The 25,743-nt window shown below is 67.8% G+C and carries 26 protein-coding genes, 4 tRNA genes and 2 pseudogenes; 15 read left to right on the top strand and 17 right to left on the bottom strand.

What is annotated here, in order from left to right:
- From ABKW26_RS16440 to ABKW26_RS16430, 3 genes and pseudogenes are all read right to left on the bottom strand, one after another.
- Positions 1 to 203, bottom strand: a pseudogene (locus ABKW26_RS16440) (hypothetical protein); the annotation flags it as partial.
- Positions 200 to 2,221: a threonine--tRNA ligase gene (gene thrS, locus ABKW26_RS16435; protein ID WP_348595034.1), complete on the bottom strand. Its 2,022-nt coding sequence runs from the start codon at positions 2,219 to 2,221 to the stop codon at positions 200 to 202. The gene thrS and the pseudogene ABKW26_RS16440, both read right to left, overlap by 4 nt.
- Positions 2,222 to 2,400: 179 nt before the next feature.
- On the bottom strand, positions 2,401 to 2,583 hold the full coding sequence (locus ABKW26_RS16430) for a hypothetical protein (RefSeq protein WP_348595033.1): 183 nt from the start codon (positions 2,581 to 2,583) through the stop codon (positions 2,401 to 2,403).
- Between the two features lie 238 nt (positions 2,584 to 2,821).
- Here ABKW26_RS16430 and ABKW26_RS16425 point away from each other — a divergent pair, with 238 nt between their 5' ends.
- Positions 2,822 to 3,409: a hypothetical protein gene (locus ABKW26_RS16425; RefSeq protein ID WP_348595032.1), complete on the top strand. Its 588-nt coding sequence runs from the start codon at positions 2,822 to 2,824 to the stop codon at positions 3,407 to 3,409.
- Positions 3,410 to 3,436: 27 nt separating this feature from the next.
- Here the strand turns inward: ABKW26_RS16425 and ABKW26_RS16420 are convergent, their stop codons facing one another.
- The gene (locus tag ABKW26_RS16420) at positions 3,437 to 3,622 is read right to left on the bottom strand and encodes a hypothetical protein (protein WP_348595031.1); all 186 of its coding nucleotides are present in this window, start codon (positions 3,620 to 3,622) and stop codon (positions 3,437 to 3,439) included.
- A 119-nt stretch (positions 3,623 to 3,741) separates the two neighbouring features.
- Positions 3,742 to 3,945 (bottom strand): DUF1918 domain-containing protein, encoded by a 204-nt coding sequence (locus tag ABKW26_RS16415; RefSeq protein ID WP_348595030.1) that lies wholly within the window; start codon positions 3,943 to 3,945, stop codon positions 3,742 to 3,744.
- Positions 3,946 to 4,220: 275 nt separating this feature from the next.
- Here ABKW26_RS16415 and ABKW26_RS16410 point away from each other — a divergent pair, with 275 nt between their 5' ends.
- Genes ABKW26_RS16410 through ABKW26_RS16400 form a run of 3 tightly spaced genes read left to right on the top strand, consistent with a single transcriptional unit; the run spans position 4,221 to position 7,488 of the window.
- On the top strand, positions 4,221 to 5,684 hold the full coding sequence (locus tag ABKW26_RS16410) for a DUF4389 domain-containing protein (RefSeq protein ID WP_348595029.1): 1,464 nt from the start codon (positions 4,221 to 4,223) through the stop codon (positions 5,682 to 5,684).
- The gene (locus tag ABKW26_RS16405) at positions 5,681 to 6,703 is read left to right on the top strand and encodes a zinc-dependent alcohol dehydrogenase (protein ID WP_348595028.1); all 1,023 of its coding nucleotides are present in this window, start codon (positions 5,681 to 5,683) and stop codon (positions 6,701 to 6,703) included. The genes ABKW26_RS16410 and ABKW26_RS16405 overlap by 4 nt, the downstream gene beginning before the upstream one ends.
- A complete protein-coding gene (locus tag ABKW26_RS16400; RefSeq protein WP_348595026.1) occupies positions 6,700 to 7,488 on the top strand; it encodes a hypothetical protein in 789 nt (262 codons plus the stop codon). The genes ABKW26_RS16405 and ABKW26_RS16400 overlap by 4 nt, the downstream gene beginning before the upstream one ends.
- On the opposite strand, the gene ABKW26_RS16395 is transcribed toward ABKW26_RS16400, so the two are convergent.
- The gene (locus tag ABKW26_RS16395; RefSeq protein ID WP_348595025.1) at positions 7,448 to 7,744 is read right to left on the bottom strand and encodes a DUF5808 domain-containing protein; all 297 of its coding nucleotides are present in this window, start codon (positions 7,742 to 7,744) and stop codon (positions 7,448 to 7,450) included. The two genes, ABKW26_RS16400 and ABKW26_RS16395, sit on opposite strands and share 41 nt — an antisense overlap.
- A gap of 238 nt (positions 7,745 to 7,982) precedes the next feature.
- On the opposite strand from ABKW26_RS16395, the gene ABKW26_RS16390 reads away from it, so the two are divergent.
- Together ABKW26_RS16390 and ABKW26_RS16385 are read left to right on the top strand one after the other, a co-directional pair.
- Entirely contained in the window at positions 7,983 to 9,062 is a 1,080-nt protein-coding gene (locus ABKW26_RS16390) for an alpha/beta fold hydrolase (protein WP_348595024.1), read from the top strand.
- A 400-nt stretch (positions 9,063 to 9,462) separates the two neighbouring features.
- The gene (locus ABKW26_RS16385; protein ID WP_348595023.1) at positions 9,463 to 10,506 is read left to right on the top strand and encodes a hypothetical protein; all 1,044 of its coding nucleotides are present in this window, start codon (positions 9,463 to 9,465) and stop codon (positions 10,504 to 10,506) included.
- Between the two features lie 316 nt (positions 10,507 to 10,822).
- Here ABKW26_RS16385 and ABKW26_RS16380 read toward each other — a convergent pair.
- From ABKW26_RS16380 to ABKW26_RS16370, 3 genes are all read right to left on the bottom strand, one after another.
- Positions 10,823 to 10,897 (bottom strand) — tRNA-Val (locus ABKW26_RS16380).
- A gap of 130 nt (positions 10,898 to 11,027) precedes the next feature.
- Positions 11,028 to 11,888, bottom strand: coding sequence for an aminotransferase class IV (locus tag ABKW26_RS16375; protein WP_348595021.1), 861 nt, complete (start codon positions 11,886 to 11,888; stop codon positions 11,028 to 11,030).
- 4 nt (positions 11,889 to 11,892) lie between these two features.
- Positions 11,893 to 12,987, bottom strand: coding sequence for a chorismate-binding protein (locus ABKW26_RS16370; RefSeq protein ID WP_348595042.1), 1,095 nt, complete (start codon positions 12,985 to 12,987; stop codon positions 11,893 to 11,895).
- Between the two features lie 200 nt (positions 12,988 to 13,187).
- Between ABKW26_RS16370 and ABKW26_RS16365 the strand changes: the two genes are divergently transcribed.
- The 3 genes from ABKW26_RS16365 to ABKW26_RS16355 all read left to right on the top strand — a co-directional run bounded on the left by ABKW26_RS16365 (position 13,188) and on the right by ABKW26_RS16355 (position 13,489).
- Positions 13,188 to 13,259, top strand: a tRNA-Gly gene (locus ABKW26_RS16365).
- Positions 13,260 to 13,303: 44 nt separating this feature from the next.
- A tRNA-Cys gene (locus tag ABKW26_RS16360) sits at positions 13,304 to 13,374 on the top strand.
- A 40-nt stretch (positions 13,375 to 13,414) separates the two neighbouring features.
- Positions 13,415 to 13,489, top strand: a tRNA-Val gene (locus ABKW26_RS16355).
- Positions 13,490 to 13,650: 161 nt separating this feature from the next.
- Here ABKW26_RS16355 and ABKW26_RS16350 read toward each other — a convergent pair.
- Positions 13,651 to 14,802, bottom strand: a complete 1,152-nt coding sequence (locus ABKW26_RS16350; protein WP_348595020.1) for a site-specific integrase — start codon at positions 14,800 to 14,802, stop codon at positions 13,651 to 13,653.
- Positions 14,803 to 16,063: 1,261 nt separating this feature from the next.
- Here ABKW26_RS16350 and ABKW26_RS16345 point away from each other — a divergent pair.
- The gene (locus ABKW26_RS16345; RefSeq protein ID WP_348595019.1) at positions 16,064 to 18,052 is read left to right on the top strand and encodes a hypothetical protein; all 1,989 of its coding nucleotides are present in this window, start codon (positions 16,064 to 16,066) and stop codon (positions 18,050 to 18,052) included.
- Here ABKW26_RS16345 and ABKW26_RS16340 read toward each other — a convergent pair.
- The 3 genes from ABKW26_RS16340 to ABKW26_RS16330 are packed head-to-tail and all read right to left on the bottom strand — an operon-like array spanning position 18,000 to position 19,121.
- Positions 18,000 to 18,482, bottom strand: a complete 483-nt coding sequence (locus ABKW26_RS16340) for a transposase family protein (RefSeq protein WP_348595018.1) — start codon at positions 18,480 to 18,482, stop codon at positions 18,000 to 18,002. The two genes, ABKW26_RS16345 and ABKW26_RS16340, sit on opposite strands and share 53 nt — an antisense overlap.
- Before the next feature lie 48 nt (positions 18,483 to 18,530).
- Positions 18,531 to 18,629 carry a hypothetical protein gene (locus ABKW26_RS16335; protein WP_348595040.1) on the bottom strand — a complete coding sequence of 33 codons (99 nt, stop codon included), beginning with the start codon at positions 18,627 to 18,629 and terminating at the stop codon, positions 18,531 to 18,533.
- Positions 18,630 to 18,689: 60 nt separating this feature from the next.
- Entirely contained in the window at positions 18,690 to 19,121 is a 432-nt protein-coding gene (locus ABKW26_RS16330; RefSeq protein WP_348595017.1) for a recombinase family protein, read from the bottom strand.
- A 2-nt stretch (positions 19,122 to 19,123) separates the two neighbouring features.
- Here ABKW26_RS16330 and ABKW26_RS16325 point away from each other — a divergent pair, with 2 nt between their 5' ends.
- Complete coding sequence (locus ABKW26_RS16325) at positions 19,124 to 19,447, top strand: hypothetical protein (RefSeq protein ID WP_348595016.1); 324 nt, start codon at positions 19,124 to 19,126, stop codon at positions 19,445 to 19,447.
- A 55-nt stretch (positions 19,448 to 19,502) separates the two neighbouring features.
- Here ABKW26_RS16325 and ABKW26_RS16320 read toward each other — a convergent pair whose 3' ends face one another.
- Together ABKW26_RS16320 and ABKW26_RS16315 are read right to left on the bottom strand one after the other, a co-directional pair.
- On the bottom strand, positions 19,503 to 20,102 hold the full coding sequence (locus ABKW26_RS16320; protein ID WP_348595014.1) for a helix-turn-helix domain-containing protein: 600 nt from the start codon (positions 20,100 to 20,102) through the stop codon (positions 19,503 to 19,505).
- Between the two features lie 273 nt (positions 20,103 to 20,375).
- A complete protein-coding gene (locus ABKW26_RS16315; protein WP_348595012.1) occupies positions 20,376 to 21,410 on the bottom strand; it encodes a PDDEXK nuclease domain-containing protein in 1,035 nt (344 codons plus the stop codon).
- A 155-nt stretch (positions 21,411 to 21,565) separates the two neighbouring features.
- On the opposite strand from ABKW26_RS16315, the gene ABKW26_RS16310 reads away from it, so the two are divergent.
- The 4 genes and pseudogenes from ABKW26_RS16310 (at position 21,566) to ABKW26_RS16295 (ending at position 24,117) form a co-directional block, all read left to right on the top strand.
- Positions 21,566 to 22,009: a hypothetical protein gene (locus tag ABKW26_RS16310; RefSeq protein WP_348595011.1), complete on the top strand. Its 444-nt coding sequence runs from the start codon at positions 21,566 to 21,568 to the stop codon at positions 22,007 to 22,009.
- Positions 22,006 to 22,320 (top strand): annotated as a pseudogene (locus ABKW26_RS16305) (4Fe-4S binding protein); the annotation flags it as partial. The gene ABKW26_RS16310 and the pseudogene ABKW26_RS16305, both read left to right, overlap by 4 nt.
- A 119-nt stretch (positions 22,321 to 22,439) precedes the next feature.
- The gene (locus ABKW26_RS16300; protein ID WP_348595010.1) at positions 22,440 to 23,435 is read left to right on the top strand and encodes a hypothetical protein; all 996 of its coding nucleotides are present in this window, start codon (positions 22,440 to 22,442) and stop codon (positions 23,433 to 23,435) included.
- 100 nt (positions 23,436 to 23,535) lie between these two features.
- Positions 23,536 to 24,117, top strand: a complete 582-nt coding sequence (locus ABKW26_RS16295) for a M15 family metallopeptidase (RefSeq protein ID WP_348595009.1) — start codon at positions 23,536 to 23,538, stop codon at positions 24,115 to 24,117.
- A 10-nt stretch (positions 24,118 to 24,127) separates the two neighbouring features.
- Here ABKW26_RS16295 and ABKW26_RS16290 read toward each other — a convergent pair whose 3' ends face one another.
- A complete protein-coding gene (locus ABKW26_RS16290; protein ID WP_348595008.1) occupies positions 24,128 to 25,006 on the bottom strand; it encodes a F510_1955 family glycosylhydrolase in 879 nt (292 codons plus the stop codon).
- Between the two features lie 84 nt (positions 25,007 to 25,090).
- Positions 25,091 to 25,702: a DUF305 domain-containing protein gene (locus tag ABKW26_RS16285; protein WP_348595007.1), complete on the bottom strand. Its 612-nt coding sequence runs from the start codon at positions 25,700 to 25,702 to the stop codon at positions 25,091 to 25,093.
- Positions 25,703 to 25,743: the final 41 nt, after the last annotated feature.

The raw sequence follows: 25,743 nt of genomic DNA, 5'->3' as shown, positions 1-25,743 counted from the left end.
CCCCCCCCCCCCCCCCCCCCCCCCCCCCCCCCCCCCCCCCCCCCCCCCCCCCCCCCCCCCGCCGGGATCGAGCAGAACGGGCACGAGGCGGCGCTCGCGTCGGCGGGCTTGTCCTGCCCTCCGATGTAGATCATCCGGTGCGGCGTCCAGAGCCGTTCGAGCGAGTCCGGGACGCCCGGGTGCTCTGCGGCGGTCTCGCTCACACCTGGACCCGGTCCCGCACGGCCGCGAGCACACGCTCGATGGCGTCGGCGATCGGGACGCCGTTGTCCTGGCGTCCGTCCCGGTACCGGAACGAGACGGCGCCGGCTTCGGCGTCCTCTCCCCCGGCGATGAGCACGAAGGGGATCTTCTGCGTCGACGCGGTGCGGATCTTCTTGGCGAAGCGGTCGCTGCCGTCGTCCAGGTCGGCGCGGACGCCGTTCGCACGGAGCTGCGCGACGACGTCGGCGAGGTAGTCGTTGAAGGGTTCTGCGACGGGCACGGCGAGGACCTGGACCGGCGCGAGCCAGGCCGGGAACGCTCCGGCGTAGTGCTCGGTGAGCACGGCGAAGAAGCGCTCGATCGAGCCGAAGAGCGCACGGTGGATCATCACCGGTCGCTGGCGCGTGCCGTCGGCGGCGGCGTACTCGAGGTCGAACTTCTCGGGGAGGTTGAAGTCGAGCTGGATCGTCGACATCTGCCACGTGCGCCCGATGGCGTCCTTCGCCTGGACGGAGATCTTCGGTCCGTAGAACGCCGCGCCCTCGGGGTCGGCGACGAGCTCGAGGCCGGACTCGGTGGCGACCTCCTCGAGCGTGCGGGTCGCTTCCTCCCAGACCTCGTCCGAGCCGACGGACTTCTCGGGGTCACGGGTGGAGAGCTCGAGGTAGAAGTCGTCGAGCCCGTAGTCCTTGAGCAGGCCGAGCACGAAGTTCAGTGCGTCGGTGAGCTCGGACTTCATCTGCTCGCGCGAGCAGTAGATGTGGGCGTCGTCCTGCGTGAAGCCGCGGGCGCGGGTCAGACCGTGCACCACACCGGACTTCTCGTAGCGGTAGACGGTGCCGAACTCGAAGAGGCGCAGCGGGAGCTCGCGGTAGGAGCGTCCGCGCGAGGCGAAGACGAGGTTGTGCATCGGGCAGTTCATGGGCTTGAGGTAGTAGTTCTGCCCTGCCTTGCGCACCACGCCGTCGGCATCGCGCTCCTCGTCGAGGTGCATCGGGGGGTACATGCCCTCCGAGTACCAGTCGAGGTGGCCCGACGTCTGGAAGAGCTGCTCCTTGGTGATGTGCGGGGTGTTGACGAAGGAGTAGCCCTCCTCGATGTGCCGCTTGCGGGAGTACTGCTCCATCTCGGAGCGGATGATGCCGCCCTTGGGGTGGAAGACCGCGAGGCCGGACCCGATCTCGTCGGGGAAGGAGAAGAGGTCGAGCTCGGTGCCGAGCCGGCGGTGGTCGCGGCGCTCGGCCTCGGCGAGGCGTTCGAGGTGCTCCTTGAGCTCGTCCTTCGTGGGCCACGCGGTGCCGTAGATGCGCTGCAGCTGCGGGTTCTTCTCGCTCCCCCGCCAGTACGCCGCAGCGCTGCGCATGAGCTGGTAGCCGTTGCCGATGAGCTTTGTGCTCGGCAGGTGCGGGCCGCGGCAGAGGTCGGACCACGCGACGTCGCCGTTGCGGCGGACGTTCTCGTAGATGGTCAGCTCGCCCGCTCCGACCTCGACCGAGGCGCCCTCGGCGGCGGTGTCGCTGCTGCTCTTGAGGCCCACGAGCTCGATCTTGTAGGGCTCGTCAGCGAGCTCGACGAGCGCGTCCGCGTCGGCCACGACACGACGACGGAAGGTCTGGCCTTCCTTGACGATGCGCATCATCGCCTTCTCGAGGGCCTTGAGGTCCTCGGGCGTGAAGGGCTCGGCGACGTCGAAGTCGTAGTAGAACCCGTCCTTGATGGGCGGGCCGATGCCGAGCTTCGCGGTGGGGTTGACCTGCTGCACCGCCTGAGCGAGCACGTGGGCGGCCGAGTGCCGGAGCACGTCGAGGCCGTCGGGCGAGTCGATGGTCACGCCCTCGACGACCGTGCCCTCGCGGAGCTCGGACGAGAGGTCGCGCAGCTCGCCGTCGACGCGCAGGACGACGACGTCACGGCGCTCGGCGAAGAGCTCGGTGCCGGTCGTGCCCGTGGTCACCGTCGTCTGCTGACCATCGACTGTGATGGTGACGGACGGGTCCAGCGGCGACGACTCAGACACGGTGGTCTACTCCAATGACGTTCGAGGGGCGCTGCCTGGTGACATGCGCCCCTCGATGTTACCGACACCGGCCCCGCTCGCGGGCCACCGGCGCCGACCGTGTCCGTCGTCGGTCCGTCGTTGGTCCGTCGTCGGTCCGTCGTCGGTCCGTCGTCGGTCGTCCGTCGGTCGTCCGTCGGTCAGTTGTTCGCCTGCTTCGCCTTCTCTGCGAGCGCGGCGACGGCCTTGTCGACGGAGTCGGGGGCGACGGCGGTGACCTTCTCGGCGATGGCGTCGATGTTCTCGTCGGTGAGGTGTTCTTTGGCCTTGCCTGCGAGCGCGCCGAGGTCGTCGAGGCCGAAGCCGTTCTTCTTGTCTGCCATGTGTGGGGCTCCTTGTGCTCGTGGCCGCCTGCGGAGGGGTGGCTGGTGGTTCTACGGTACTCAGCGGTGCGCCTGGATGGGTGGTGGGTGTCTCGTTGACGGTCTCGTGGACGGCGTCGCGGTGTGCGACCCTTCGGAGATGGCCGATGCTTCGTCTGCGACGACCGTGGGGCCGTCGCGTGCTTTCCACCTGTTGGTGTGGTGCGGTGTCCCCGTGCTCGGTGCGATGGCGGGCGGGGTGCTCGCGCTGGGGCTCGACTGGATCGTGGGCCTCTCCTGGGTTCCGTTCCAGGGTCCGTTGAGTCTGGTCGACGAGCTGACGGGGTCGTGGACGGTGCTCGCTCTGGTCGTTCTCGGGGTGGCGCTGGGTCTGGTTCTGGCGCTGTCGGTGTACGGGGACGTCGTCTATGTGACGGTCGAGCCGCAGGCCGTCGTCGTGACGCGGGGGGACGAGGTTCGACGGGTCCCTCGGAGCGCTGTCGCGACGGTCTTTCTCGAGGGTGGGCATCTTGTGGTGCAGGATGCGTCGGGTCGTCGGGGTGCGCGTGCCCCGGTCGATCACCTCCCGACCGACAGGTTGAGGGCTGTGTTCATCGGCTGCGGGTATAGGTGGGTCGAGGCCGATCCTCTGGCTGGGGCTTTCTCTCGGTGGTTCGAGAACGCGCCGGGCCTTCCGGCCGGAGGCGATGCGATCCTCGCGGCGCGGCAGAAGGCTCTCGACGGTGGGCAGGAGGAGGCCGCTGAGGACTTGCGTGTGGAGCTGGACCGGGTCGGTGTCGTGGTGCGCGACGAGGGAGGTCGTCAGTTCTGGCGCCCGGTCGTGTAGCGGGACCTTGCGTGCGGCGGGTGGTCGTCAGGCTGCGAGCGCCGCGAAGGCCTCGTAGACCATGTAGGCCGGCCAGAAGATGCCTTGGAAGATCGCGTAGAGGTACTCCCAGAATGCGTCGGCCTGCTGCCAGAAGTAGACCCATGCGCCGAAGATGCCCAGGCCGTAGAGCGCTCCGCCTCCTGCGGCTGCTCCGGCACTGCTGTCTGCCATCGTCGTCCTCCGTCCCTCTTGCGCCCGTTCGGGAGTCTGGGCGCGGGCTGGTCGGGGGCCCGCTCGCTGTGGGGCTCAGCTCTGCGGCGCGTGTGTGTGCCGGTAGCGGGCCTGGGCTGTTATGAGTCGGTGTGGGGCACGGTGTGGTGGACGTGGGCGTCGGGCCCGGGATAGACGAGTGCTTCGTGTCCGGTGTCGGACCATCGGACGAGGTAGGGAGGGCTGCCGTCAGGGTGGCGCACCTCGAGGATCTTCGCGTCTCGGGCGGGCGTGTCGAGGTGTGCGCTCTGGACGACGAGCCGGTCTCCTGCCTCGGCGTACATGTCGGTTCTTCTTCCTCGTGCGGGCGGACTCGTGGGGGGCGTCTCAGGTCCACCTTGGACTTGCGTGGGCGGTGGGTGTAGGGCCGAAGGACCTGTACACGACGGGGCCCGTCGGCCTGGGGGCGGGCGGTGGTGGTGCGTCGGGTGCGGGGACCACGGGGTCCGGTGGCTCGGTGTCGGGACCATGTTCCCTGCGGGAGGTGACCGCTGGCCCTGTCGGGCGGGGTTCTGGGTGGTGGAGCCTGGAGATCAGGTGAAGTGCTCTGAGAGGCATCATGTCCACCACTGCGGTCTTCGATCCACGTCCGGTGCACGTCGACGCTCGGCTCGACGAGCCGTTGAGCCGTGGGCTGTGGTTGGTGAAGTGGTTGCTGGCGCTGCCGCACTGTGTGGTCCTGGCGTTCTTGTGGGTCGCGTTCGGTGTGACGAGCGTGATGGCGTTCTTCGCCATCCTTTTCGCGGGGCGGTATCCGCGAGCGCTGTTCGACTTCAACGTCGGGGTGCTGCGCTGGTCGTGGCGGGTGTCGTTCTACACGTACGGGGCTCTGGGGACGGATCGGTATCCGCCGTTCTCGCTGCACGAGGTGGCTGACTATCCTGCTCACCTCGAGATCGAGTATCCGCTGCGTCTGTCGCGCGGTCTCGTCCTGGTGAAGTGGTGGTTGTTGGCGATCCCGCACTACCTGGTGCTGAGCCTGTTCCTGGGTGGTGTGGGGTATGCGGTGCAGGAGGGGGATCGGGAGTCGTTCTCGGGGATGGGGCTGATCGGTCTTCTCGTGCTGGTGGCTGCGGTGGTGCTGTTGTTCACGGGTCGTTATCCGGTGCGGGTGTTCGATCTCGTGATCGGGCTCGATCGCTGGGTGCTGCGGGTCGTGGCCTATGCGGCGCTCATGACGGATCGCTACCCGCCGTTCGCGCTCGACCAGGGGGGCCTGGAGCAGGTCGTTCGAGAGCAGCCTGGGGTGGACGGCTCTGGGGTCGGGGGGTCTGGAGCGGCGTCGGCTCCTCGTCCGCCGTCGCGTCATGATGCGGGCTGGTCGCCGGGTCGGGTCGTTGCGCTGGTCGTCGGGTCGGTGCTGGTCCTGACCGGTCTGGGCATGGGTGGGACGGCGGTCGCCCTGACGGTGGTCGACTCCGGTGCCCGAGACCGGGACGGTTTCCTCATGAGCGACCCTCGGGCGTTCGACAGCCGGACCCACGCCATCACCTCCCAGAGCGTGCGCCTGCACTCCGACGCTCCGGGTGACTTCCTGCCGGGTCGGCTCCTGGGCGACGCCCGGCTGACCGCTGCACCGGCGGACGGCGCGGAGCTCTTTCTCGGTATCGGCCCGACGCCCGACGTGGAGCGCTACCTGGCGGAGGTGGACCACGAGACCGTCACGGGCTTCGACGACGGCAAGCCGGAGTACGGCGCACGCCCGGGGTCGACGACCCCGGATCCCCCGTCGGGGCAGACGTTCTGGGTGGTCGAGGACACCGGTCCGGGCGAGGTGACGATCACGTGGGAGCTCGCCGACGGCGACTGGACGGCGGTCCTCATGAACGCTGACGGGAGCGCACCCGTCGCGGCCGCGGTCGCCGCCGGTGCCGAGCTGCCGGCCTTGGACGACGCGGCTGTCGTGCTCGGGGTGCTGTCTGCCGTCGCCGTGGCCGCCGGTGTCGTCCTTGTCGTCGTTCCCCTGCGCGGGGTCTCCACCGAGCACCGCGCCCGCACCATCACCCCCGGGAGGAAACCATGAAGGCCGCCGTCGTCCCCCAGCTCGGAGCACCCTTGGAGATCCGGGACGTCCCTGTCCCGCACCCTGGTCCCGGACAGGTTCTCGTGCGGATCGAGACGTCCGGCCTGTGCCATACGGACATCCATGCCGCCCGCGGGGAGTGGCCGGTGAAGCCGAAGATCCCGCTCGTCCCCGGCCACGAGGGCGTCGGTGTGGTCGAGGAGCTGGGTGAGGGCGACCTGCACCTCGCTGTCGGGGACCGGGTGGCTCTCCCGTGGCTCGGTCTGGCCTGTGGCCGCTGCCGGTACTGCGTGGGCGGGTGGGAGACCTTCTGCACCGACCCGCAGTACATGGGGTACACGATGGACGGCAGCTATGCCGAGTATGCCGTGGCCTACGCGAGCCACGTGGTCCGCGTGCCCGACGGGGTCAGCTCACTCGATGCTGCTCCGCTGACGTACGCGGGCGTCACCACGTACAAGGCGCTCAAGGTGGCGCGGCCGCAGCCGAACGAGACGGCCATGGTCGTCGGCATCGGCGGTCTGGGGCACCTCGGCCTCCAGTACGCGAAGGTCTTCGGCGCGACGACGGTGGCCGTCGACGTGCACGACGACAAGCTCCGGCTGGCTGAGGAGCTCGGTGCCGACCACGTCGTCGACGGACGCGGTGACCAGGCGGGCGAGCTGGCTGCTCTCGGCGGGGTGGACGTCGCACTGGTGACTGTCCCTTCCCCTGCCGCGATGCGTGCCGCGCATGCCGCCCTGAACCCCAACGGGCGTCTGGTGATCGTCGGCCTGCCGGCGGACAACATGCTCGAGCTCCCGATCTTCGAGACCGTCCTGACGGGCAAGTCCATCATCGGTTCGCTGGTAGGCACCCGCAACGACCTCGTCGACTGCTTCGCGCTGCACGCGAGCGGACGGACACGTGTCATCACGAGCACCCGGCGTCTCGAGGACGTCAACGAGTGCTTCGAGGAGGTGCTTGCCGGTCAGGTGCCCGCGCGACTGGTCTTCGACATGACGGGTAGCGCGTCGTGAGCGTCCTCGGGCCCGTCCGCGCGGCGGTCGTCGTGTCTGGGGGCCCCGTCGCCCTGGCTGCGGCGGGTGTCCTCGCACCGGTCGCCGTGGTCCGCCGGTGGCCCGACCGTGCACGGCCGGGATGGGTCCGGCGCGCCGCATGGGCGGCGACGAGCGCCGCTCTCCTGGCCTCATGGCTCGAGGTCGGCCTGGTCCGTCCGCGGATGCGCCGGTGGGGAGCCACACCGCAGGAGCGCACCAGGACCTATCCCGGTGACATCGACGACGCGCTGCTCACCACCACACGTGCCGTCACGGTCGACGCGCCGGCCGAGGTCGTCTGGTCGTGGCTGGTCCAGATCGGCCAGGACCGCGGCGGGTTCTACTCCTACGACTGGCTGGAGAACCTCGCAGGGTGCCAGGTGACCAGCGCGGACCGGATCCACGACGAGTGGCAGCACCGCAGCCCAGGTGACGAGCTGTCGATCTTTCCCGGCTACGCGACGACCATCGCCGCAGCGGACCCGCCTCGGTCGCTGCTCATCGAGAACTGGGGCGCCTACGTGGTGGAGCCTGTCGACGCGACCACGTGCCGGTTGATCGCCCGCTCGCACGCCGAGCGTGGCCTGCCGGGTGCGGCGTACGTCCTGCTCGTGGAGCTGCCGCACGCCGTCATGGAACGCAAGATGCTCCTGGGCATCAAGCGACGCGCCGAGCAGTCGGCCGGCACACCGCCACCGGCCGCCGGGCCGGTCGAGTCCCGTGTCAGTGCTCTCGGTGCGTCCGAGCCCTGGCGAGCTCGGTGATGCGGCCGAGGTTGATCGCCCAGCCGACCCCGAAGGCCCGCGGTGTGACCAGTCTCGGGTCTGCCGGCGCCCACCAGCTCTGACGCACGCGCTCCCAGGTGGGCCGGCGCAGGTCGTAGGGCACCCCCACGATGCGCCCGTGCCACGACCGCTCCCCCCGCGGGAGCCTGAGCTCCCGCACGACGGCCGCTGCGGCGAGCGCCAGCGTCACCGCCTTGACCAGGTCACGCAGACCCGTGTCCTCACGCTTCTTCATGGCTGCACCTGTGCTCCCCTGGTTCCGGCGACCACCCTGGTGTGGCCGGGTGGCCTCTGCCCGATCGCGTGGACGCGACGCGCGAGCAGACGTGAGCTTCATCGTAGATCTCGACCCGCCCTGGCGGGAGGGCCGGGGCACGGGACCTTCTCCTCGCCGAGCGGTGACCGATGGCCCTTCCTGGACCGGGTCGCACGCCGGACGCTGGTGGTGTCGTCCACCAGCGAACGGCGGTCCCATGCGACGGTCCCTCGGCTCGATCGCCCTGCTCGTGGTGGGCTGCGTCAGCCTCGCGGTCGGCGTCGGGCTCGGACCGGCGCACGCGAGCAAGGAAGGGCTCGGACCGGTCGCCCTGGGCGGATTCCTGCTCATCCTCGGCGGACTCGTGAGCGCTCTCTGGGGCGCTCGCCGGGTGCTCGGCGCCACCCGACGCCGGTGGTGGCTGGTGACCGTCCCGCTGATGCTGCTGGGCGCCTCCGTGTGCCTCTGGACGCTCGGTCAAGCGGTCGCCGCCTCGTTCCCACCACGGCCTGACCTCGGCACCCGGACCCCCGACAGCCTGGGCCTGACGTACCGCGACGTCACGTTCGAGAGCCGGGACGGAGTGCTCCTGCGGGGCTGGTACGTCCCGTCGGAGAACGGTGCCGGGGTGGTGCTGCTGCACGGTGCCGGATCGACACGCTCGAGTGTGCTCGACCACGCCGGCGTCCTGGCACGGCACGGGTACGGCGTCCTGCTCTTCGACGCGCGCGGCCACGGGCAGAGCGCAGGGCGCGGGATGGACTTCGGCTGGTTCGGCGAGAGCGACACCCGCGGCGCGATCGACTTCCTGTCCGCCCAGCCCGAGATCTCCTCGGGCAGGATCGGTCTCGTGGGCCTGTCCATGGGCGGCGAGACGGCCGTCGGCACCGCTGGAGCCGACCGACGGGTCGCCGCAGTGGTGGCCGAGGGCGCGACGAACAGGGTCGCGGAAGACAAGGCCTACCTCTCGCGGTACGGCCACCGCGGAGAGGCCCAGCACCACGTCGACCGGCTCACCTCCCAGCTCACCGACCTGCTCACCAGCGCCCCGAGACCCGCTCCGCTCCGGGACTCCGTCGAGGCCGCGGCGCACCGGTCGAGCCCGGCAGCCTTCCTGCTCATCACGGCCGGCGACGACCCGGACGAGGGCTACGCAGCCGACCACCTGTGCTCGGGAGCGCCGACCGTGTGCGAGGTCTGGACGGTACCTGGCGCGGGGCACACCCACGGGCTCCGGGTCGCGGGTCCACAGTGGGAAGAGCGGGTCACCGGTCTCCTCGATCGCACGCTCCGCTGACCAGCGAGACGGTGACCGGCGAGACGCCAGAGGCCGGTTCCCGTCGCGGGAACCGGCCTCTGATCTGCACTGCTCTGGTGGGCGATACTGGGTTCGAACCAGTGACCTCTTCGGTGTAGACGAGGTCTTGCCCTTTCTCCTCACGGATCCTCGGTCAGATCGCGCCGATGTGAATGATCGGGCGGACCGGGTCCGACGTCGACACTGGGTCTGTGCAGACACCAGACGACGCTGCGGGCGGTCCTGGCGGCGGTTGACCGCACATAGAGGGTCGAAGCCAGTCGCCGCCATCCTGCGGACGCCTCGAGCTTCGACAGACGTCTCGTGGTAATCATCAAGGGAAGCTGTCCCAGCGCGCACGCTGCAGCACGCCAAGTCAAGTGTTTCGGAGGCGGAGAAGATGGAAGATGTCTCGGCACTACTACTCGGCGCCGGTGCGCTCTTGGTTTCCCTCACATCTCTGCTCGGCATTGTCGAACTGGCCACCATACGCACCATTCGCCCACCGAAGCAGAGAACATTCTCTCACATTCGCCACGCTGCAACACAATATCAGACCATCTTCGCACCCGCCCTTGCCGCGCTTGTATCAGGCCTGTTCGTCAGCCTGTCGGCGTCCTTCTTCTACGCAAGCCTGACCTCCGAACAAGACTCGTGGCACCAGGCGGCGGGCCCCGTCGCGTTCATCGGAGGAATGGTTGCACTTGCGGCGACCTTGTGGTCGGCCCTCAAGAGCGTGGGGGAACCCGCGGAGTTGGCGCGCGACCCGTTCACCATCCGAGCTGCCGCAGATGAGAGCGCTGCGAATCCGCGGCACAGGGCGCTCGATCCGGACTTCCTGACGCAGCAGCTCGACGACTGGGCGAAGCACATCTCCACTCACTCCCTAAATCTCAGCGCGAAGGCTAGCTCACCCCGTCTTGACCAAAGCCTGAATCGAGCGGCACAGGAGCACGGGTTCTGGCTCCCAGTCCTCTATTCGCTCGACATCTACCGCGCGGCGCTCCTAGAGTTCCCAGTTCGATTCTCAGGCCCCCTCCTCAGCTTCGCTCTATTTGCCGGCGGGACTGTGTGTTTCGCTGTCGACTTTGCAGGACCCGAATCCACCACTTCGAGCAGACCGTGGGCTGCGACGGCCTTGTTCATGACAGTCGGTGCGGCACTCACCGTGTTCTACTGCACGACACGAGGCAACCGTGCTCGTCTCTGGCATCGCATTCACCTGGTCGCGCTCGACGATGCTCGACAAGCAATCGACAGAGCGAGAGCCGCCCATGAATCGGTCGCATCCGAGGACGCTCTCCTCCGGCGAGTCCTCGGAAGCGCCGACGGGTTCCTCCAACAGAAGCAGGGCGCACCCGAGACCGACACGCGCGTCATCTTCCGGTTGGGCAGGTTCCGTGTGTCGATCGACGCGGACTCGAGCCAGGGAACGTTCGCCTAGTTGCTGGATACTCTCGGCCCGGTTCGCTCCCGCAAGCTCTGCGGGCGTCCAAGAAGGAGCAACGACTGCGGCGGCTCTGCCGGCGAAGATCACGCTCCACGAACTCCGACACTGGGTAGCGACCATGCTCAATGGCATCAACCTTGAGGCTGTCAGCGACACGCTCGGCCACGCGGGCGTGCAGACCACCTGCGGCACTCACTCCGAGGCGTCTCGCCACACCGCCGCCGAACTTGTGCCAGTTGCGACTTGCCCGCGCGGACACGCAAGAGGCCGCTTCTCTCTAGCAGAAGCGGCCTCTGAACAGCGGTAATACTGGTGGGCGATACTGGGTTCGAACCAGTGACCTCTTCGGTGTGAACGAAGCGCGCTACCACTGCGCCAATCGCCCGCTGATCTCGTGCACGGATGCCGGACGCTCACCTTCAGCGTCGGTGTCCGTGGAAGATCGTAACCGGTCGAGGGCCATGGATGCGAACCGGCCCACCGTCATGTCCGTCCGGGACGGCCGCCCTGCACCGTCAGGGGTCGATCCCGTCCCGCACGCGTCGGGCGAACAGCTCCTGCGCGGCGACGGACAGGTGCCCGGGCACGAGGTCGACCCCGTCGAGGGACACGACCGGCGACACGTTGCGGATGCTCCCCGCGAGCGCGAGCGCGAGCGCACCGTGACCGGCGAGGACGTCGTCGAGGACGGTGAAGGGCAGCTCGTCGGGTGTGGCCTCACGGACCGGGAGTCCCTCCTGGGCGGCCCACTCGAGGAGGAGCTCGCGGGTGATGCCGGCGAGGCAGCCGGTCTCGAGGACGGGTGTGAGGAGCTCGCCGTCGCGCTCGACGAGGACGTTGGATGCGGTTCCTTCGCAGAGGGCGCCGACGGTGTTGGCGAGGAGGCCTTCGTCGGCGCCGCGGGCGGTGGCGTAGGCGAGGCCGACGACGTTCTCGGCGTACGAGGTGGTCTTGAGGCCGGCGACGGCGGAGCGTTCGTTGCGGATCCAGGGCAGGCGGACGACGCGCGAGGGTTTGGCGGGCGGGGTGGGCCCGGCGGCGACGAGGAGGGTGACGGGGCCGTCTCCGCGGGCGGAGCCGAGGGGGCCGGCTCCGGCGGTGACGGTGATGCGGAGGCGTCCGACCGTGGAGCCTGCACGGTCGAGGACGCTTCGTACGGCGTCGCGGACGATGGCTTCGTCGGGTGCTGTGATGCCGAGGCCGTGGGCGGAGCGGGCGAGTCGGGCGAGGTGGCGGGTCAGGGCGAAGGCTTCGCCGTCGTAGACGGCGCACGTCTCGAAGACTCCGTCGCCGACGGTGAAGCCGTGGTCGACGGCGCTGAGCGCCGGTTCCTCGGCGGTGACGAACCGCCCGTCCGTCCAGATGACCAGTTCCATGCGCTCAGTCTGCCGTAGACGCGAGCGCGATCAACCGGTGGGCCTTGAGCTCGGTCTCGCGCCACTCGGTGCCGGGGTCGCTCCCCCACGTGATGCCTGCCCCCGTCCCGAAGTGCAGGTGGGGTCCTCCCTGCGGGGTGTGTGGGCTGTCGGGGGTCCACCAGAAGGTGCGGATGCCGACGGCGAGCTCGGCGGTGCCGGAGTCGGCGTCGATCCATCCGAGGGCGCCGCAGTAGGGGCCGCGTGGGACGGGTTCGAGCTCGCCGATGATCCGCAGGGCGGAGGACTTGGGTGCGCCGGAGACGGAGGCGGGCGGGAACGTCGCCGCGAGGAGCGGGCCCCACGGGCCGGGAGTCTGGGTGACCTGCGGGCGGAGCGTGCCGACGACCGTGGAGACGAGGTGCGCGAGCCCGGGGTGCTTCTCCACGGCGAGGAGGTGCGTCACCTCGACGCTCCCCGGTTCGCACACGCGCTGCAGGTCGTTGCGGACGAGGTCGGTGATCATGATGTTCTCGGCACGGTCCTTGGCGAGCAGCCCGTCAGGTGTGGGCGCGGTGCCCTTGATCGGGGCGGAGGTCACCGTGGAGCGGCGCGACCCGTCAGGGTCTGCCGAGCGTTCGACGCGCAGGAAGAGCTCAGGAGACGCGCTGACCACCCAGACGGGGTCGAGACCGCTGGTCGCCGGGACATGGACCACCCCTTCGTAGGGAGCGGGGTTCCCGGTGGCGAGACGCTCCGCGAGGGCGGCTGCGTCCGGTTCGCTCGCCGTGGGCGGCAGCGGTGCGGAGAGGATGCGGCAGATGTTGGCCTGGTAGACGCTCCCCTGCCGCACGTGCTCGCGGACCGTCGCGACGGCGGCCCGGTAGGCGGCCTCGTCGAGAGAGGTGCGCCAGCTGCTGGGAGCAGGGCCGTGCCACGGTTCGGTCGGACGAGTCTCGGGCGCACGCCCGTGGGAGCCGGCGTGCCTGTCGACGTGCGCGAAGCGCCACGCTCGCACCGGCCCTTCGAAGTCCGCGACGACGAACCACACGCCACCGGCCTCGAGCGCATCGGGCTGACGCGTCAGGTCGACCATCTCGACCACGTCGCGCCCCGTCATGCGCCCGAAGCGCGCGTATCCGTCCACGCGCACACGCTACCGACCATCGGCCCACGGGCGGCATCTCAGGGAGTTTTCCGCGAGATCCTGCGGCCGACGCGCAGGTGACGGGCCTCAGTTGGACTCAGGGCGCGAAAGTCCATTAGAGTCTGGGACGCGCCGAAAACGCCGGGAAGAAATTCCCGAACAGCTCGGTGCATGCGGACGTGGCTCAGTGGTAGAGCATCACCTTGCCAAGGTGAGGGTCGCGGGTTCGAATCCCGTCGTCCGCTCGGAGACAGATCCTCGGGGGTCTCCCCCGGTGATCGATCTCAGCGGTGGAGTGGCCGAGAGGCGAGGCAGCGGCCTGCAAAGCCGTCCACACGGGTTCGAATCCCGTCTCCACCTCGTAGTACGAAGCTTGTGTTCCATCTCATGCAGCACGCATGGGCGATTGGCGCAGCGGTAGCGCGCTTCCCTGACACGGAAGAGGTCACTGGTTCGATCCCAGTATCGCCCACCAGCATCACAGCAGGTCAGAGGCCGTTTCGGAGAAATCCGGAACGGCCTTTTTCGTTGTCTGGAGGGGCCGTACCTCTACGCGTACCCCTACCGGGTCTCGCGGACTGGTGTGGACGGGTCTGGATCCGGGTGGTCGGCAGCGTGATGTGCGACACGTCGATGCTAGGTCGATGGGGGTTCGCGGAGGCTGTCCGAGAGAACCGTCATCGCGGCGCGGGAGACGCTGTCCGAGACGTGACCGTAGACGTCGGCGGTAATCCTGATGTCCGCGTGGCCCAGAAGAGTACTGACCGCCTTGACGTTCACTCCTGCCTCGAGCCACGCCGTGGCCGCAGAGTGTCGGAGGGTATGGACGTTGACGTGGTCCAGCCCCGCTTTCGTTGCCGCGGTGGTCATGGCGCGCAGGACGTTGCGCGGGTCCATCGGCTGTCCGGTCTCTGTCGTGAAGACGAAGCCGGCTTCGTGCCAGTCCTCGCCGGCCCGCGACCGTTCCTCAGCTTGGTCCCGGCGGTGGGCAGCGAGCATCGCGACCTCTGCCGGAGCGAGAGGGAGGACGCGTCGAGACTGGGCCGTCTTCGGGGGTGTGACCACGAGCTGGCCGTCGACTCGGGTCAGCGTGCCTCGGACCGCGAGCTCGGCGCGGTCGAGATCGACCGCGTCCCAGGTGAGGGCGAGTGCTTCGCCCTTGCGGACGCCGGTCGTCGCGATGAGGCGCAGCAGTGGGTAGTAGCGGGTCCCTGTCGCACATGACAAGAGGGCCGAAACGTCCGCCACCGACAGATGACGCGCCTCGGTCCGCTCGATCCTCGGCTGGCGCACCAGGTCAGCAGGATTCCGTGCGATGAGCCCGTCGCGAACCGACCCGGCGAGGGCGAGCCGTAGGACGATGAAGATCCGCTGCACGGTGGACTGCGCCAGGCCTCGCGCTCGCAAGCGAAGGATCAAGGCCTCGATGTCCGAAGGCCTGACGCGGTCGAGTGTCAGGTTCCCGAACGGGGGCGACTCCAGGTGTCCGCGTGACAGGCCCTCGTAGAGCGCCTTCGTCGTGGCCCGGCGGCTCGACGCCGCCACGGTCGTGTCCAGCCACCGCCGGCACCACTCCTGCACCGTCATCGACGAGTCCGTCACGGGAGCGCCCGCCGCGAGCCGCTCCCCCGCGTCCCGCATCTGCTGCCGCGCCTCGGCCGCTCTCCGCCCGTAGAACGACCGACGCCTGATCTCCCCTGTGCTCGGGTCCTCGTAGTGGAAGCGAGCCTCCCACGTTCCGTTCGGACGCTTGCGGACCGAACCCTCACCGTTCGACCGCTTCGCCATGACTCACCCGCTCTCCCTCTCACAGCACCCGCTACAGGAGCCCGCACTGCGGAGATCCACCCAGGCTTCCCCCTTCCCTTGCACGTGTGCCTCCCCACCGAAGCACCAGTGCATATCGCCGCCCCACGGGAACCCGTGGATCATCGAACGCCTCGCCGCCCACCGACCTCAGCGCCTCGACCTCAGGTCCCTGCCATGTGGTGTGCCCCGTGGTGCGGGACATCGCGCGACCTTTCGTCCTCGACCGCCGCGGCCGGCTCGGGTAGGACAGTGGAATGCCTCCATCCAAGTCACTGACATCCGAAGAGCTCGCGACCGTCCTAGGCGTCACTGCGAGCTCCCTGCGAAAGCAGGCACGAGCGGGTCGCATCCCCTCCCACAAGGACGGTTCGCGATACACCTTCGACGAAGGTGAGGTCCGGGCTGCACTCGAACGCGGGCGCCAACCGAAGTCCCCACCGCAGGAGACACCGTCACGTCGCGCGGCGTATGTGCTCGACCTGTGCGACGAGGTGGTCGGAGCGCGTGGGAGTCGCGAGCACACGTTCGACTGGCTCCTTGGCGATCCGAACGAGCACGGCAGACGGGCGCGGCTACGAGTCGACTCCTACTGGCGAGACCAGCGCCTCATCGTCGAGGTGCACGAGTCCCAGCACCAGGAGCCGACTCCATTCTTCGATCGCCGAGCAACACTCAGTGGGGTCGGGCGCGCCGACCAACGGCGTCTGTATGACGCTCGCCGCGCAGAGCAGATTCCGCTTCACGGGTTGCGCCTGGTTGTCGTTCGCTTCGCAGATCTGTCGATCGGCTCGAAGGGGCGCCGCCGACCAGACCCAATCACCGACCTCACCACTGTCCGAGGGCTCCTTGAGCGCTCCGAGGACTGAGCGACAAGCACCACCCAGCGGTGGGTAGTCAGCGAGCCGGTCACGGTGTGCGAGACGCGCTCAAGAGCAAGCGAAGATCCATGACACATCTGGCACTTGTACCGCCGACGCGCCTCCCGGCACGTAGATCCCGGACACGGACCGTGAGAGATGACGTGCCGAGTCGGGGCCCGACTGCCGCATGTGTCTCGCGGACGCCGGTGTAGAGGCGGAGGGGAGCCCGCCACGTTCTCATTTGCCGTCCCCGCAGGGCCTGACTCTTGTGCCACACCGAGGGTGGCTACCCTCGCCCGGATCTGCTATCTGGCATGGCGGCATGCTGTTGCACGGTCATTGCCGTATTCAGGACGGATACCCGCGCATAGAGTGGGCTGATGCTTCCCAGTCATGCGCGCGAGAGGCTCGCTCAGCCACTCCGTGAGACGTGCGAGGAAGCGCGTCCCCTGCACGCCAGCCACACGCTGCCCATCGAAGCCGCCCTATGGGGCTGGTACTCCAACGGGTTGGTAGAGCGGCTACGCGAACTCGCCGCCGGGCTTGAGCACTTTCCGAGTGACACGTCCTTCGGCAGCCTCAGCAAACACGTCGAGTCGGTGGTCGCCTCCCGCAGCAGCGCCTTGTCTGTCCTGTACGCGCTCGAACCCTTCGCGCCGTTCGACCATGAGATCGCCCAACGGATTCTGCAAGCCGTTGATATGGGGCTCGCGCAAACTGCAACCGCGCTTGAAGACGGAACCACACCGCCACGCCCGCGGGAGCTATGGCTAGCCTGCAACGAGTGGCCGCACGGCCTATCCGACGACAACGAGGTCAGCCTCAACCAATTGTTCGGTCTTGACGAGGAGCCGGTGGATGACATCGGCGACCTCAAACCCGGCTGGGTGCTGGCAGCCTACAAGTACGACGGCGCGGGGCTACTGAACCAACTGGCGCCCCACCTATCGTCCTTGGGGCTACCCATGACCCGCGATGTCTTAGCAATGACGTCGGTGATCGGCTGGATATCCGACGCACCCGACCCTGTCGTCGCCTACATATCCTTGGATTCGCTAACGAACAGGCTCGCAGCGGCATCGCCGGCACTGACTGACCAAGTATTGGGCTACTTCAGGCAGCGCGAGCGAGGCCGGCACCAGGCCCGCCGTCGGATTCTGCGCACTATCACGGGTGCTGCCGCGTCAGACGACCCCGAGACCCGCGCGCTGGCGACTACCGACATCTACAGGCGACTTGTGGAGGGGTCGGTGCGCCAGTTCGGCTGGGCGCTGCGGTGTCTGCAGATCGGGGCGTGGTCTGCGCCACCCGTGTTGGCCCGGGTCCGCGAAGCAATGCTCGCGAGCGGGGGCTTCGCGCGACGGATCGCCCGGGATGCCGTGCTCGTAGGTATGCGCAATGGCGAGGCGCACGAGGACTTGGAGTGGGACGGGATTCACGATCGCTACGTCGTCGACGGTGAAGTTATCGTCCGCGACAAAGTCGTCACGGCCTCGATGATCGCGCTCTCCTTCGACCGTGGCTGCGAAGCGGCGCTCGCCTACCACCGTGCCACTCGGCTGCCCAAGCGAGAAGCGGCGCTCACACCCACCCCGGACGACCAGTTCAGCATGCCAGCCTGGCAGCGGGCGGAGGCCTACTTCGGCAGCAACGGCCTTCGTGTACTCAGAAGTGAACTGAATGCTCGCGCGGCGAGAGTGTGGCTACGAGCACTGGAAAATACACAGGTCAACCCCTGTTTTCAGGCGCTCATGTCAGTCCAGCAGTTGTTACCCACGATCGAGACTTTCGAGGTATGCGTCGAAGGTCGGAACGAGCCGGTCATCGAGGTATCCGCAGGCGCCCTGGCCATCAACGTGCCTGTGTGGACGCAAGCTCTCGAAAACTTCGACGTCATGCCGATTGTGACGTTCCTTCCCGCAAACTTCGCCGCACGCTTCGAGGCCGAATCGCCATCCAAGGCCTCGCGTTCTGCGGCATGGATGGCTGCCGACGGAGTGCTTGACGCTCTCGATGGCGGGCCTGAGTCTCTTGATGAAAGCGGCGTCACGCTTCTAGTCGAGCGACTCCGCCTCGTCGAGACAGCAGTCGAGCACTGTCTTCTCCTTATGCCCGAGGCGAATCAGACAAGACTGCGCTCAGTGGTCGTGGCCGTACGGGAACTTCTGGATGGTATGACCGAGTTGCGCGACCGACCGCTGAGCCTCCTTGCGATCGAAGCACTACAGCCTGTCGGCCGCATCCGGCACTTCTGGTCGGCCTGGGGTCCGGTCAAGCGCCATCCCAATGTGCCGGAGCCACCGCCACCTGCTCATATCAACGAACACCTCCCAGAGCGCTGGAAAGGCTCCCCTTGGCTCCGACTGTAAGCGGATCGGGCTTGCGCCAGATTGCCTGACGCAGCGCCAAGGCGGTGTTGATCGCGGACGGTGCGCCGCTCAAGACGATGTACCCGCAGATGGCGCGGGAGAAGACGTCCATAGTCACTGTCAGCCATGGCCGGTCGGGATTCCCGCCAGCGCCGACGATGAGGACGCCGAGCTCGGTGTGGTCGGCCTGCCATGTCTGGTTGGGCGGTTCGGCCCGGCATCGGTACAAACTCGTGCCGATCCCGGTACAAGTCTGGCCTTCCAACGCCACGGCCACCAGACCGGTATCCAGGCCCTGCACGATCTCCCGCACCGTGGAGTAGCTCGGCGCCGGCTGCCCGCGCTGCTGCGCATCGGTCACGGCCAGCCGGTGCAAGGTCGCGATGCTCGGCCGAGGCTTGGTCAGCGTGAACCACTCGACGAACGCCACTGTTGCTGTATTCGTTCGCCGGATACCCGCGTCTCCTCCGGGCTGGGGCTAGAGGGCGGTGATTCCGCCGGCGCTGTATTGGTGGTGCCAGCGTTGCGGGGTCCGGGCGCTGATTCCGGTGCTGCGGGCGAGGGCCGCAAGCGGGATCTGGTCTTCGTCATGGAGCCGAAGAAACTCGCCACCGCTCGAGCCCGTCCATCTCCGCGCCTACATCTGTGCGCTCGCGCGGGCCGTGCCGGCCTGCTGGTGCCGGTACAGGGTGGCGCGGCTCCATCCGACAAGCCTGGCCGCGTCTTGCGCGGTCCTCCCGCGTGCACGGGCATCGGTGTCGACCTGGAGCTTGTCGGCGATGGCGGCCGGGTCCGACAGGGGCCGGCCGAAGCGAGTCCCGTTCTGTCGTGCGGCGGCGATGCCGGCGTTCACCCGCTCGACGATCAGTTCCCGCTCGTACTCGGCGAGGGTGGCTAGCATGTTCAACATCAGCCAGTTCCTCGTGAGCGACGTCGAGCACCGCGCTGAAGCTTGTTGTTTTTGGAGGCACCGTCTCTGCCGCGAATGATGAGTCGAGTCGATGTCGGTGCCCCATGGGAGAGTCAGCGCAATCGTTGACCGGCGAGGACTCGAGACCTCAGGGAGCATCCGTGGCCATCTTCTACTTCGATAACAGCGGGCGTGTGATCGCGTTCCGGCGCCAACCAGACGACAAGTTCCTGTTCGACGAGCGCGGCCACTGGATCGGCTGGTTTCCCTGGGGCGATGACGACGCGGTCAACCGCGAGGGTGCCTACCTTGGAACGACGGTCGGAAATCGCTTTCTCGCCCGGGTGTCCCCTCGATACCGGGGCTACCCGGGCTATCCAGGCTACCCGGGCTATGCCGGCTACCCGGGTTATCCCGGCTACGCCGGGTATGCCGGCTACCACCCTGGGTTCAAGGATGTCGACTCCAGCCGCCTGAAGGGATGACCGGTCCCGACACGAGGTCAGACCCGCCGCCATACGTGGGACGGGCACTGTGGCTCTACATGGAGGATCTTGGGGCGTAGTTGAAGACGTACCCGTCGGCCGGGCCGACGCCGTGGCTGCCGACGGGCCAGTACTCGACACCTTCGTGAATGTAAGGCTGTCCAGCGTGGACCCAGACGCTGGCCAGGAGCTCGGTACTTCCAGGTGCTGGGCGCAGGTGCGCGCGAGATGTTCGCCAGAAGTCAATCCTGAGCCCTGGAATTGCCTGTCTGACACGGGCGGAGACCGCGCGGTGCCATGACGCCGGGCGTGTCTCTCCGGGAACGTGGGCGTGGTACTCCTCGTCGTTTGGGTAAGTGAGGATCAGGCGGTCGGGCTCGCCGTCGACGCCTTCGGCGACGGAGGCCGCGGCGATGGTGGCTATGACGACTTTGGCTGTCCAACTCTCGAGCTCTTCTAGCGCTTCGCCTACGCCGTCGGGGATAGGGCTCATACCTGCTTCCCAGCGCCGCAACGTACGGCTCTGTACACCGAGGTGCTCGGCAAGCCAGCCGCCAGACAGGCCGAGGTACTCACGCCGGACACGTAGCTCGGCCCCGGTCACGAGACTCTCGGTCCTTGGTCGCTCTTGCGTGATAGGCCACGAGTCAGGCATGGCGCGCTCCTCTTCGGGTCGAGGCCTGGGTGTTGACGTGCGACGCAGATTGCACAAACACGCCGCCGTACATTGCACGGTCTCGGGCGTGTCGCGCCAAGCATGCAAAGTAGTGATCGTCGCTGCAATTCGGGCCTACGCTGGCGAGGTCCAGGCACCGAGCATCTGTGAGGCATCCGTACACAGGAATCACATGCTGGCTTGAGGTCGCCGAAACATCCTACGGACGATGGCTTGAGTGGTCGGAGCTGGCTTCAGTGCCCTGGGTTGAGTTCAGAGCTCTGCGTCGACGACGGCCCGGAGCTCTCCGGCCGTCGGGAGTGCCGCTCGGGCGTCTTCGGGAAGTCCTTGATAGTCAGCCACGGCGACCGGCGCCGCGGTCGAGGCCAACGCGTACTGGACTGCAGGTCCGCCCTTGTCGGTGCACAGCAGGATCCCGACGGTGGGGGCATGGGTACCTGGGCGTCGCAGTTCGCCGTCGACGGCCGCGACGTAGGTACCCAGCTGTCCCACGTAGGAGGGCGAGAACGACCCGACCTTGAGCTCCACCACCACGTAGCGCAACTGCTCGACGTGGAAGAGCAGCAGGTCGATGATGAACTCCTCGCCGTCTCCCAGTGGGAGGTGGAACTGCCGACCAACCAGGGCCATGCCGCGGCCGAACTCCATGAGCGTGTCCTGCAACCGGTCCATCAAGGCTTGTTCGACGTCACGCTCGAGCCGGGTGGTCACCATCGCCAGATGCTCGAAGACGTACGGGTCCTTGACCAACTGGCGGGCCAGGTCAGAGTCTGCGGGATCGAGCGCGGCGTCAAAGTTCGAGGGTGCGGCGCCGATCGCAGCGCGAAGGTTCGCCTTGATCTTGTGCTCCAGGACGGAGCGCGACCAACCCTCCTCGACCGCCCGGGCGGTGTACCAGTCGCGTTCGTCGCGTGCCTTGAGCCGGTCCAGGATCACCATCAGGTGGCCCCAAGGCAATTGTGCAGCAGCCTGCTGCACAAACTCCGACTCGGTCGGCCACGCCTGAGCCACGCGGCGCATGTAGAGCAGATTCCGGCGGGACCAGCCCCGCTGCTCGGGAAACTCCCGCTTGAGGTCGGCGGCGAGCATCTCGACGACCTGCGAGCCCCATCCGGCGCTCTCCTGCCGATCGAGGATGTCGCGGCCGATCGACCAGTACAGCCGGAGCACCTCGGTGTTGACCGCACGGGCAGCTCTGAACTGTGTCTGGCGCACCCGGTCCTTGAGCCTCACGAGTAGGTCCGCATACCCGGCCAGCTCCAGCGCGCCCTCGTCCTGCGTCTTCATGCCGTCATTGTGCCGGGTCAACCGCTGCGGATAGGACGGACCCGATGCCCTCAGTTGATGAAGGTTCGATTGAGGTTTCCTCCTGGCCCCACAAGTCCCACGCGCGCGGCCGCGAGGGCGGCGACGCTTCTGGCAGCAGACCCAGAGGAGTCCCCGTGCACACCGCTCTCGTCCGACTGTGGTCCGTCGTCGCACTCACGGTGCCGCTGGCCACCTATCCCACCCTCGCCCTCGCGGTGCCCGAGCACCAGCAGGTGACTGTCGACTACGCATCCCAGACCGCAGGCCCCGTGACCGATGTCGATCCTCTGCCGGAGGGCCCCGCAACGCCGCCCGCGGACGACATGGAGGGGATGCAAGGCATGGATCACTCGACCCCTGTCGAGGAGGAGCACGGTGAGCACGAGGAGACCAGCGACGACCACCCCGACGAAGTGGCCCCCACACCGGACCGGCCCCGGGTCCCGGTGCTCTCAGCGTTCGGCGGGCTGAACGCTGTCGTGCTGGTCAGCGCCGCGGTGCTGCGCCGGCGCCGCCGCGACAGCGACCTCCCCCTCACCGCCCGCACGGCTGATCGGCCACGAAGGATCCCGCGATGACCACGCCCATGCTCACACCGCCCTCCGCCCAGGACGTCGATCCTGACGTGACCCCGGGACCAGACCTCACGCCACCACCAGTGGGCCGCAACCTCATGGCGATCCCGTGGATCGCCCGGTCGCTGCGCAGCCGCTGGTACCCGAAGATCTTCCAGATCCCCGTCGCCGCAGTCTTCGGGCTCGTCGCCTACCAGCTCCTCGCCGGGCCCGACGTCGCGCACGAGAACGCGGGCACGGCCCTCATGTGGGTGCTGTGGTGGCCCGTCATCCCGATCGTCTTCGTCCTGCTCGGCCGGTTCTGGTGCGCGGTCTGCCCGTTCGGGGCCCTGACGGACGTCGTGCAGAAGTGGGTCGGCGTCAACAAGCCGGTGCCGAAGTTCCTCAAGAACTACGGCATCTGGATCATCGACGCCTCGTTCCTCGCGATCACATGGGCCGACCACGTGTGGGGCGTCGTCGAGTCCCCTGGGGCTCCGGGGTCCTGCTGCTCCTGCTCACCACCGCGGTCATCGCCTCCGGCGCGTTCTTCCAGCGGCGCACGTTCTGCCGCTACCTGTGCTTCCTCGGCGGGCTCTCCGGCAACTACGCCCGCGTCGGCATGGTCGAGCTCCGTGCCGACACCGGGATCTGCAAGACCTGCACCGCCAAGGCCGTCTGCTACAACGGCAACGACAAGGTCGCTGGCTGCCCGCTCTTCACCTTCCCGCGCACGATGGACGACTCCGCCAACTGCAACCTGTGCGCCAACTGCATCAAGTCCTGTCCCAACGACGCCATCCAGATCCGCGTGCGCAAGCCCACGAGCGAGCTGTGGTTCATCACCAAGCCCAAGATCGAGCAGTCCTTCCTCGCGATGGCGATCATGGGCATCGTCCTCATCCAGAACATCACGATGCTCGAGGTCTGGGCGGACGTGCTCACGTGGATCGAGAGGACCACGGGGATCACGAGCTACCCGCTGATCTTCACCGTCGCGTTCACCGTCGCCGTGACCGTCCCGGTCGCTCTCCTCGCCATCGCCTCACGCGTCGCGGCCGCCGGGAACCTCGAGAGCACCGCGAAGAACTTCGCACGCTTCGGGTACGCGCTCATCCCCCTCGACGTCGCCGCCCACCTCGCGCACAACCTCTTCCACCTCCTCGCCGAGGGCGGCTCCGTCTACACCACCGTCGCCGCGCTCTTCGGTGCACGCACCACCGGCGTCGACCCCGCCCTCCTGAGCACGGGCACCATCCAGGTGCTCCAGTTCGCACTGCTCGCCCTGGGCGTCGCGGGCTCGCTCTACACCGCCCGACGCATCGCCCACCGCCGCTACCGCACCGACGCACGTCGCCGAGCGACCCTCGTGCCCTACGCAGCGATCATCATCCTGCTCGGCGCGGTCAACGTGTGGCTGTTCCTCCTGCCCATGGCGCACCGCATGTGAGACCGGACGCTAGCGGCGAGATCCTCTGCACCAGGCCTCACGCTCATAGAGAGCGCGGCATGGTCGATGGGACAAGTCGACTACGGAGGAGGTGAGCACAATGGACGGGATCGTCTCGATCACTCAGCGGATCAACGAGATTCAGGCAACGATCGGCTCTTTCTCCTCACCTCGCCCTGACCTCCCGGGCTCGGTCCGCTCGGCGTCGTTCGATCGAGCCCTCGGACTGGCCGTCGACGACCTGTCGAAGGTCGACGCCGCGGGCGCTAAAACCGTCTCGTGGTCAGCTGCTGGCGTTCCCGCCGACCTTGCCCGTTACGGCAACGGCGAAGTCCCCCGCGCGGAGCTCATGAATGTCGCAGGGACGGGGCATCGCCTGTGGGCGCCGGCCGGAGAAGCGTTCGAACAGCTGCTTGCGGATGCGGCCAAGGATGGCGTCTCGATCGGGATCACCGATTCCTATCGCTCCTACGATGCGCAGGTCGACGTCGCAGAACGCAAGGGCCTGTACTCCCAGGGAGGCCTCGCGGCCACCCCGGGAACAAGTCCTCACGGCTGGGGCATCGCCCTTGATCTCGACCTGAACTCCCAGGCCCAGGCCTGGATGCGATCCAACGCCGGACGCTACGGCTTCGTGGAGGACACCCCCCGCGAGCCGTGGCACTGGGTCTACCGCAAGTAGCTGGCCACACTCACTCCTGGAACCAGGAGCGCCCGCCGTCTCCGGTGCGGTAGACCGTGCTGTCGAATGCGGCGAGGTATGACTCCTCCCCGATCGCCGTGAAGGCCTCTGGTGTTCCTTGAGGCACACCGGTGACAGCCCACGCCGCTCCGTCGAACATCCACAGCCTGCCTGTCGCGTCCAAACCTGCCAGGGACGCTGTGACCTGGTCCGCGTGACCAGGAACATGAGCGACCAGGACAAGGCGCTCTATCGGCTGGGACTCATGCGGAGCGAAGTTCGTTCCACCGTCCGTACTCACGAGAAGACCGGTCTCCGTCGTCGCGACGAGTCGGTCCGGGTCGTTCGGATCGACATCGACATCTCGGGCGTTGATGCTCGGTCCGCTGGTCCAGGTCACACCGGCGTCGTTGCTGATCTTGAGCCGCCCGTCGGAGGAATCCAAGCCGTAGAGCCGGTCTCCTGCTCCCGTGAGGTCGTGGAAGTCGCTGTGCCCGCGCAGGGAGACGTCCTCCCATCCGGCTCCAGCGTCTGTGCTGCGCAGCAGACCCAGGTTTGCCGGTGCGACCTCCCCGGGAGCTGGGTGGCCGCTGGCGTAGAACGTGTCGGGCCCGGTGACCACGAAGCCCATCATGTCGTTTCGGCTCTCGCCGACGGGCTGCGGGACTGAATCGTCGAGCCGGAACAGTCCCTGATGTGTTGCGACGTACACCGTGTCGTCGCCAGGGTTGAGTCCGATGCCGTGGATGTGTTCGAACGTGGGCGGTGACGCGTCGGACGCATCACCGGTCGGGTCATCGGTGGCTGGCGATGTGGCACAACCGGCGAGGGCGAGAACAACGGTGAGCGCCAGTGCAGAGGCTGGTCGTGCGATGGGGTGAGGGCGCATGGAAGGTCCTTGAGAAGGGGGAGGCACGGCAGGGTGCGGCGGGACAGCGTGATTCGCCGTCCCGCCACAAGAAGGTGAGCTGAGTCAGAGGCTGTCGAGCATGCCCTGCATCGTTGCGATCTCGGTCGTCTGCGCGTCGATGATCGTCTGGGCGAGCGCCAGAGCGTCAGCGTTCTCGCCCGAGTCCAGCTCCTCCTGCGCCATCCCCACTGCGCCTTCGTGGTGGCCGATCATCAGCTCCAGGAACCGTTGGTCGAACTCGGTTCCAGTCAGGGCACTGAGCTCGGTCATGACCGCTTCCTGGTCCATGCCTTCCATCTGCATGTCGCCGTGGTCCATGCCTTCCATGCCGTCATCAGGCGAGGTCTCCTCGCCCCAGCCCTCGAGCCAGGACGTCATGGTGTCGATCTCAGGGCCTTGGGCAGCGGAAATTTCCGTTGCGAGGTCCTTGACCTCCTGGGTCTCGGCGTTCGTCGCCGCAAGGTCAGCCATCTCGACTGCGCCCTCGTGGTGGACGATCATCATCTGTGCGAACTCGGTGTCGGCGTCGTTGTGTGCGACCTCGGCGGCCTCCTGTGTAGTTTCCTGCGCCGTGGGTGTCGATTCCGACTCCGGCGCAGCATCGCCGCACGCGGCGAGAGCTGTGGCCAGGGCCAGCGAAGCAGCAAGGGCAGCAATACGTGTCTTGGTGTTCATGGTGGGCTCCATCGTCTGTCCGTCCCTGGACGAGGGACGGG

The organism is Sanguibacter sp. 25GB23B1 (genome assembly GCF_040012415.1).
Lineage (GTDB): Bacteria > Actinomycetota > Actinomycetes > Actinomycetales > Cellulomonadaceae > Sanguibacter.
Note: the sequence above shows the minus strand (reverse complement) of the source record. Positions and strands in the feature narration are given on the sequence as shown.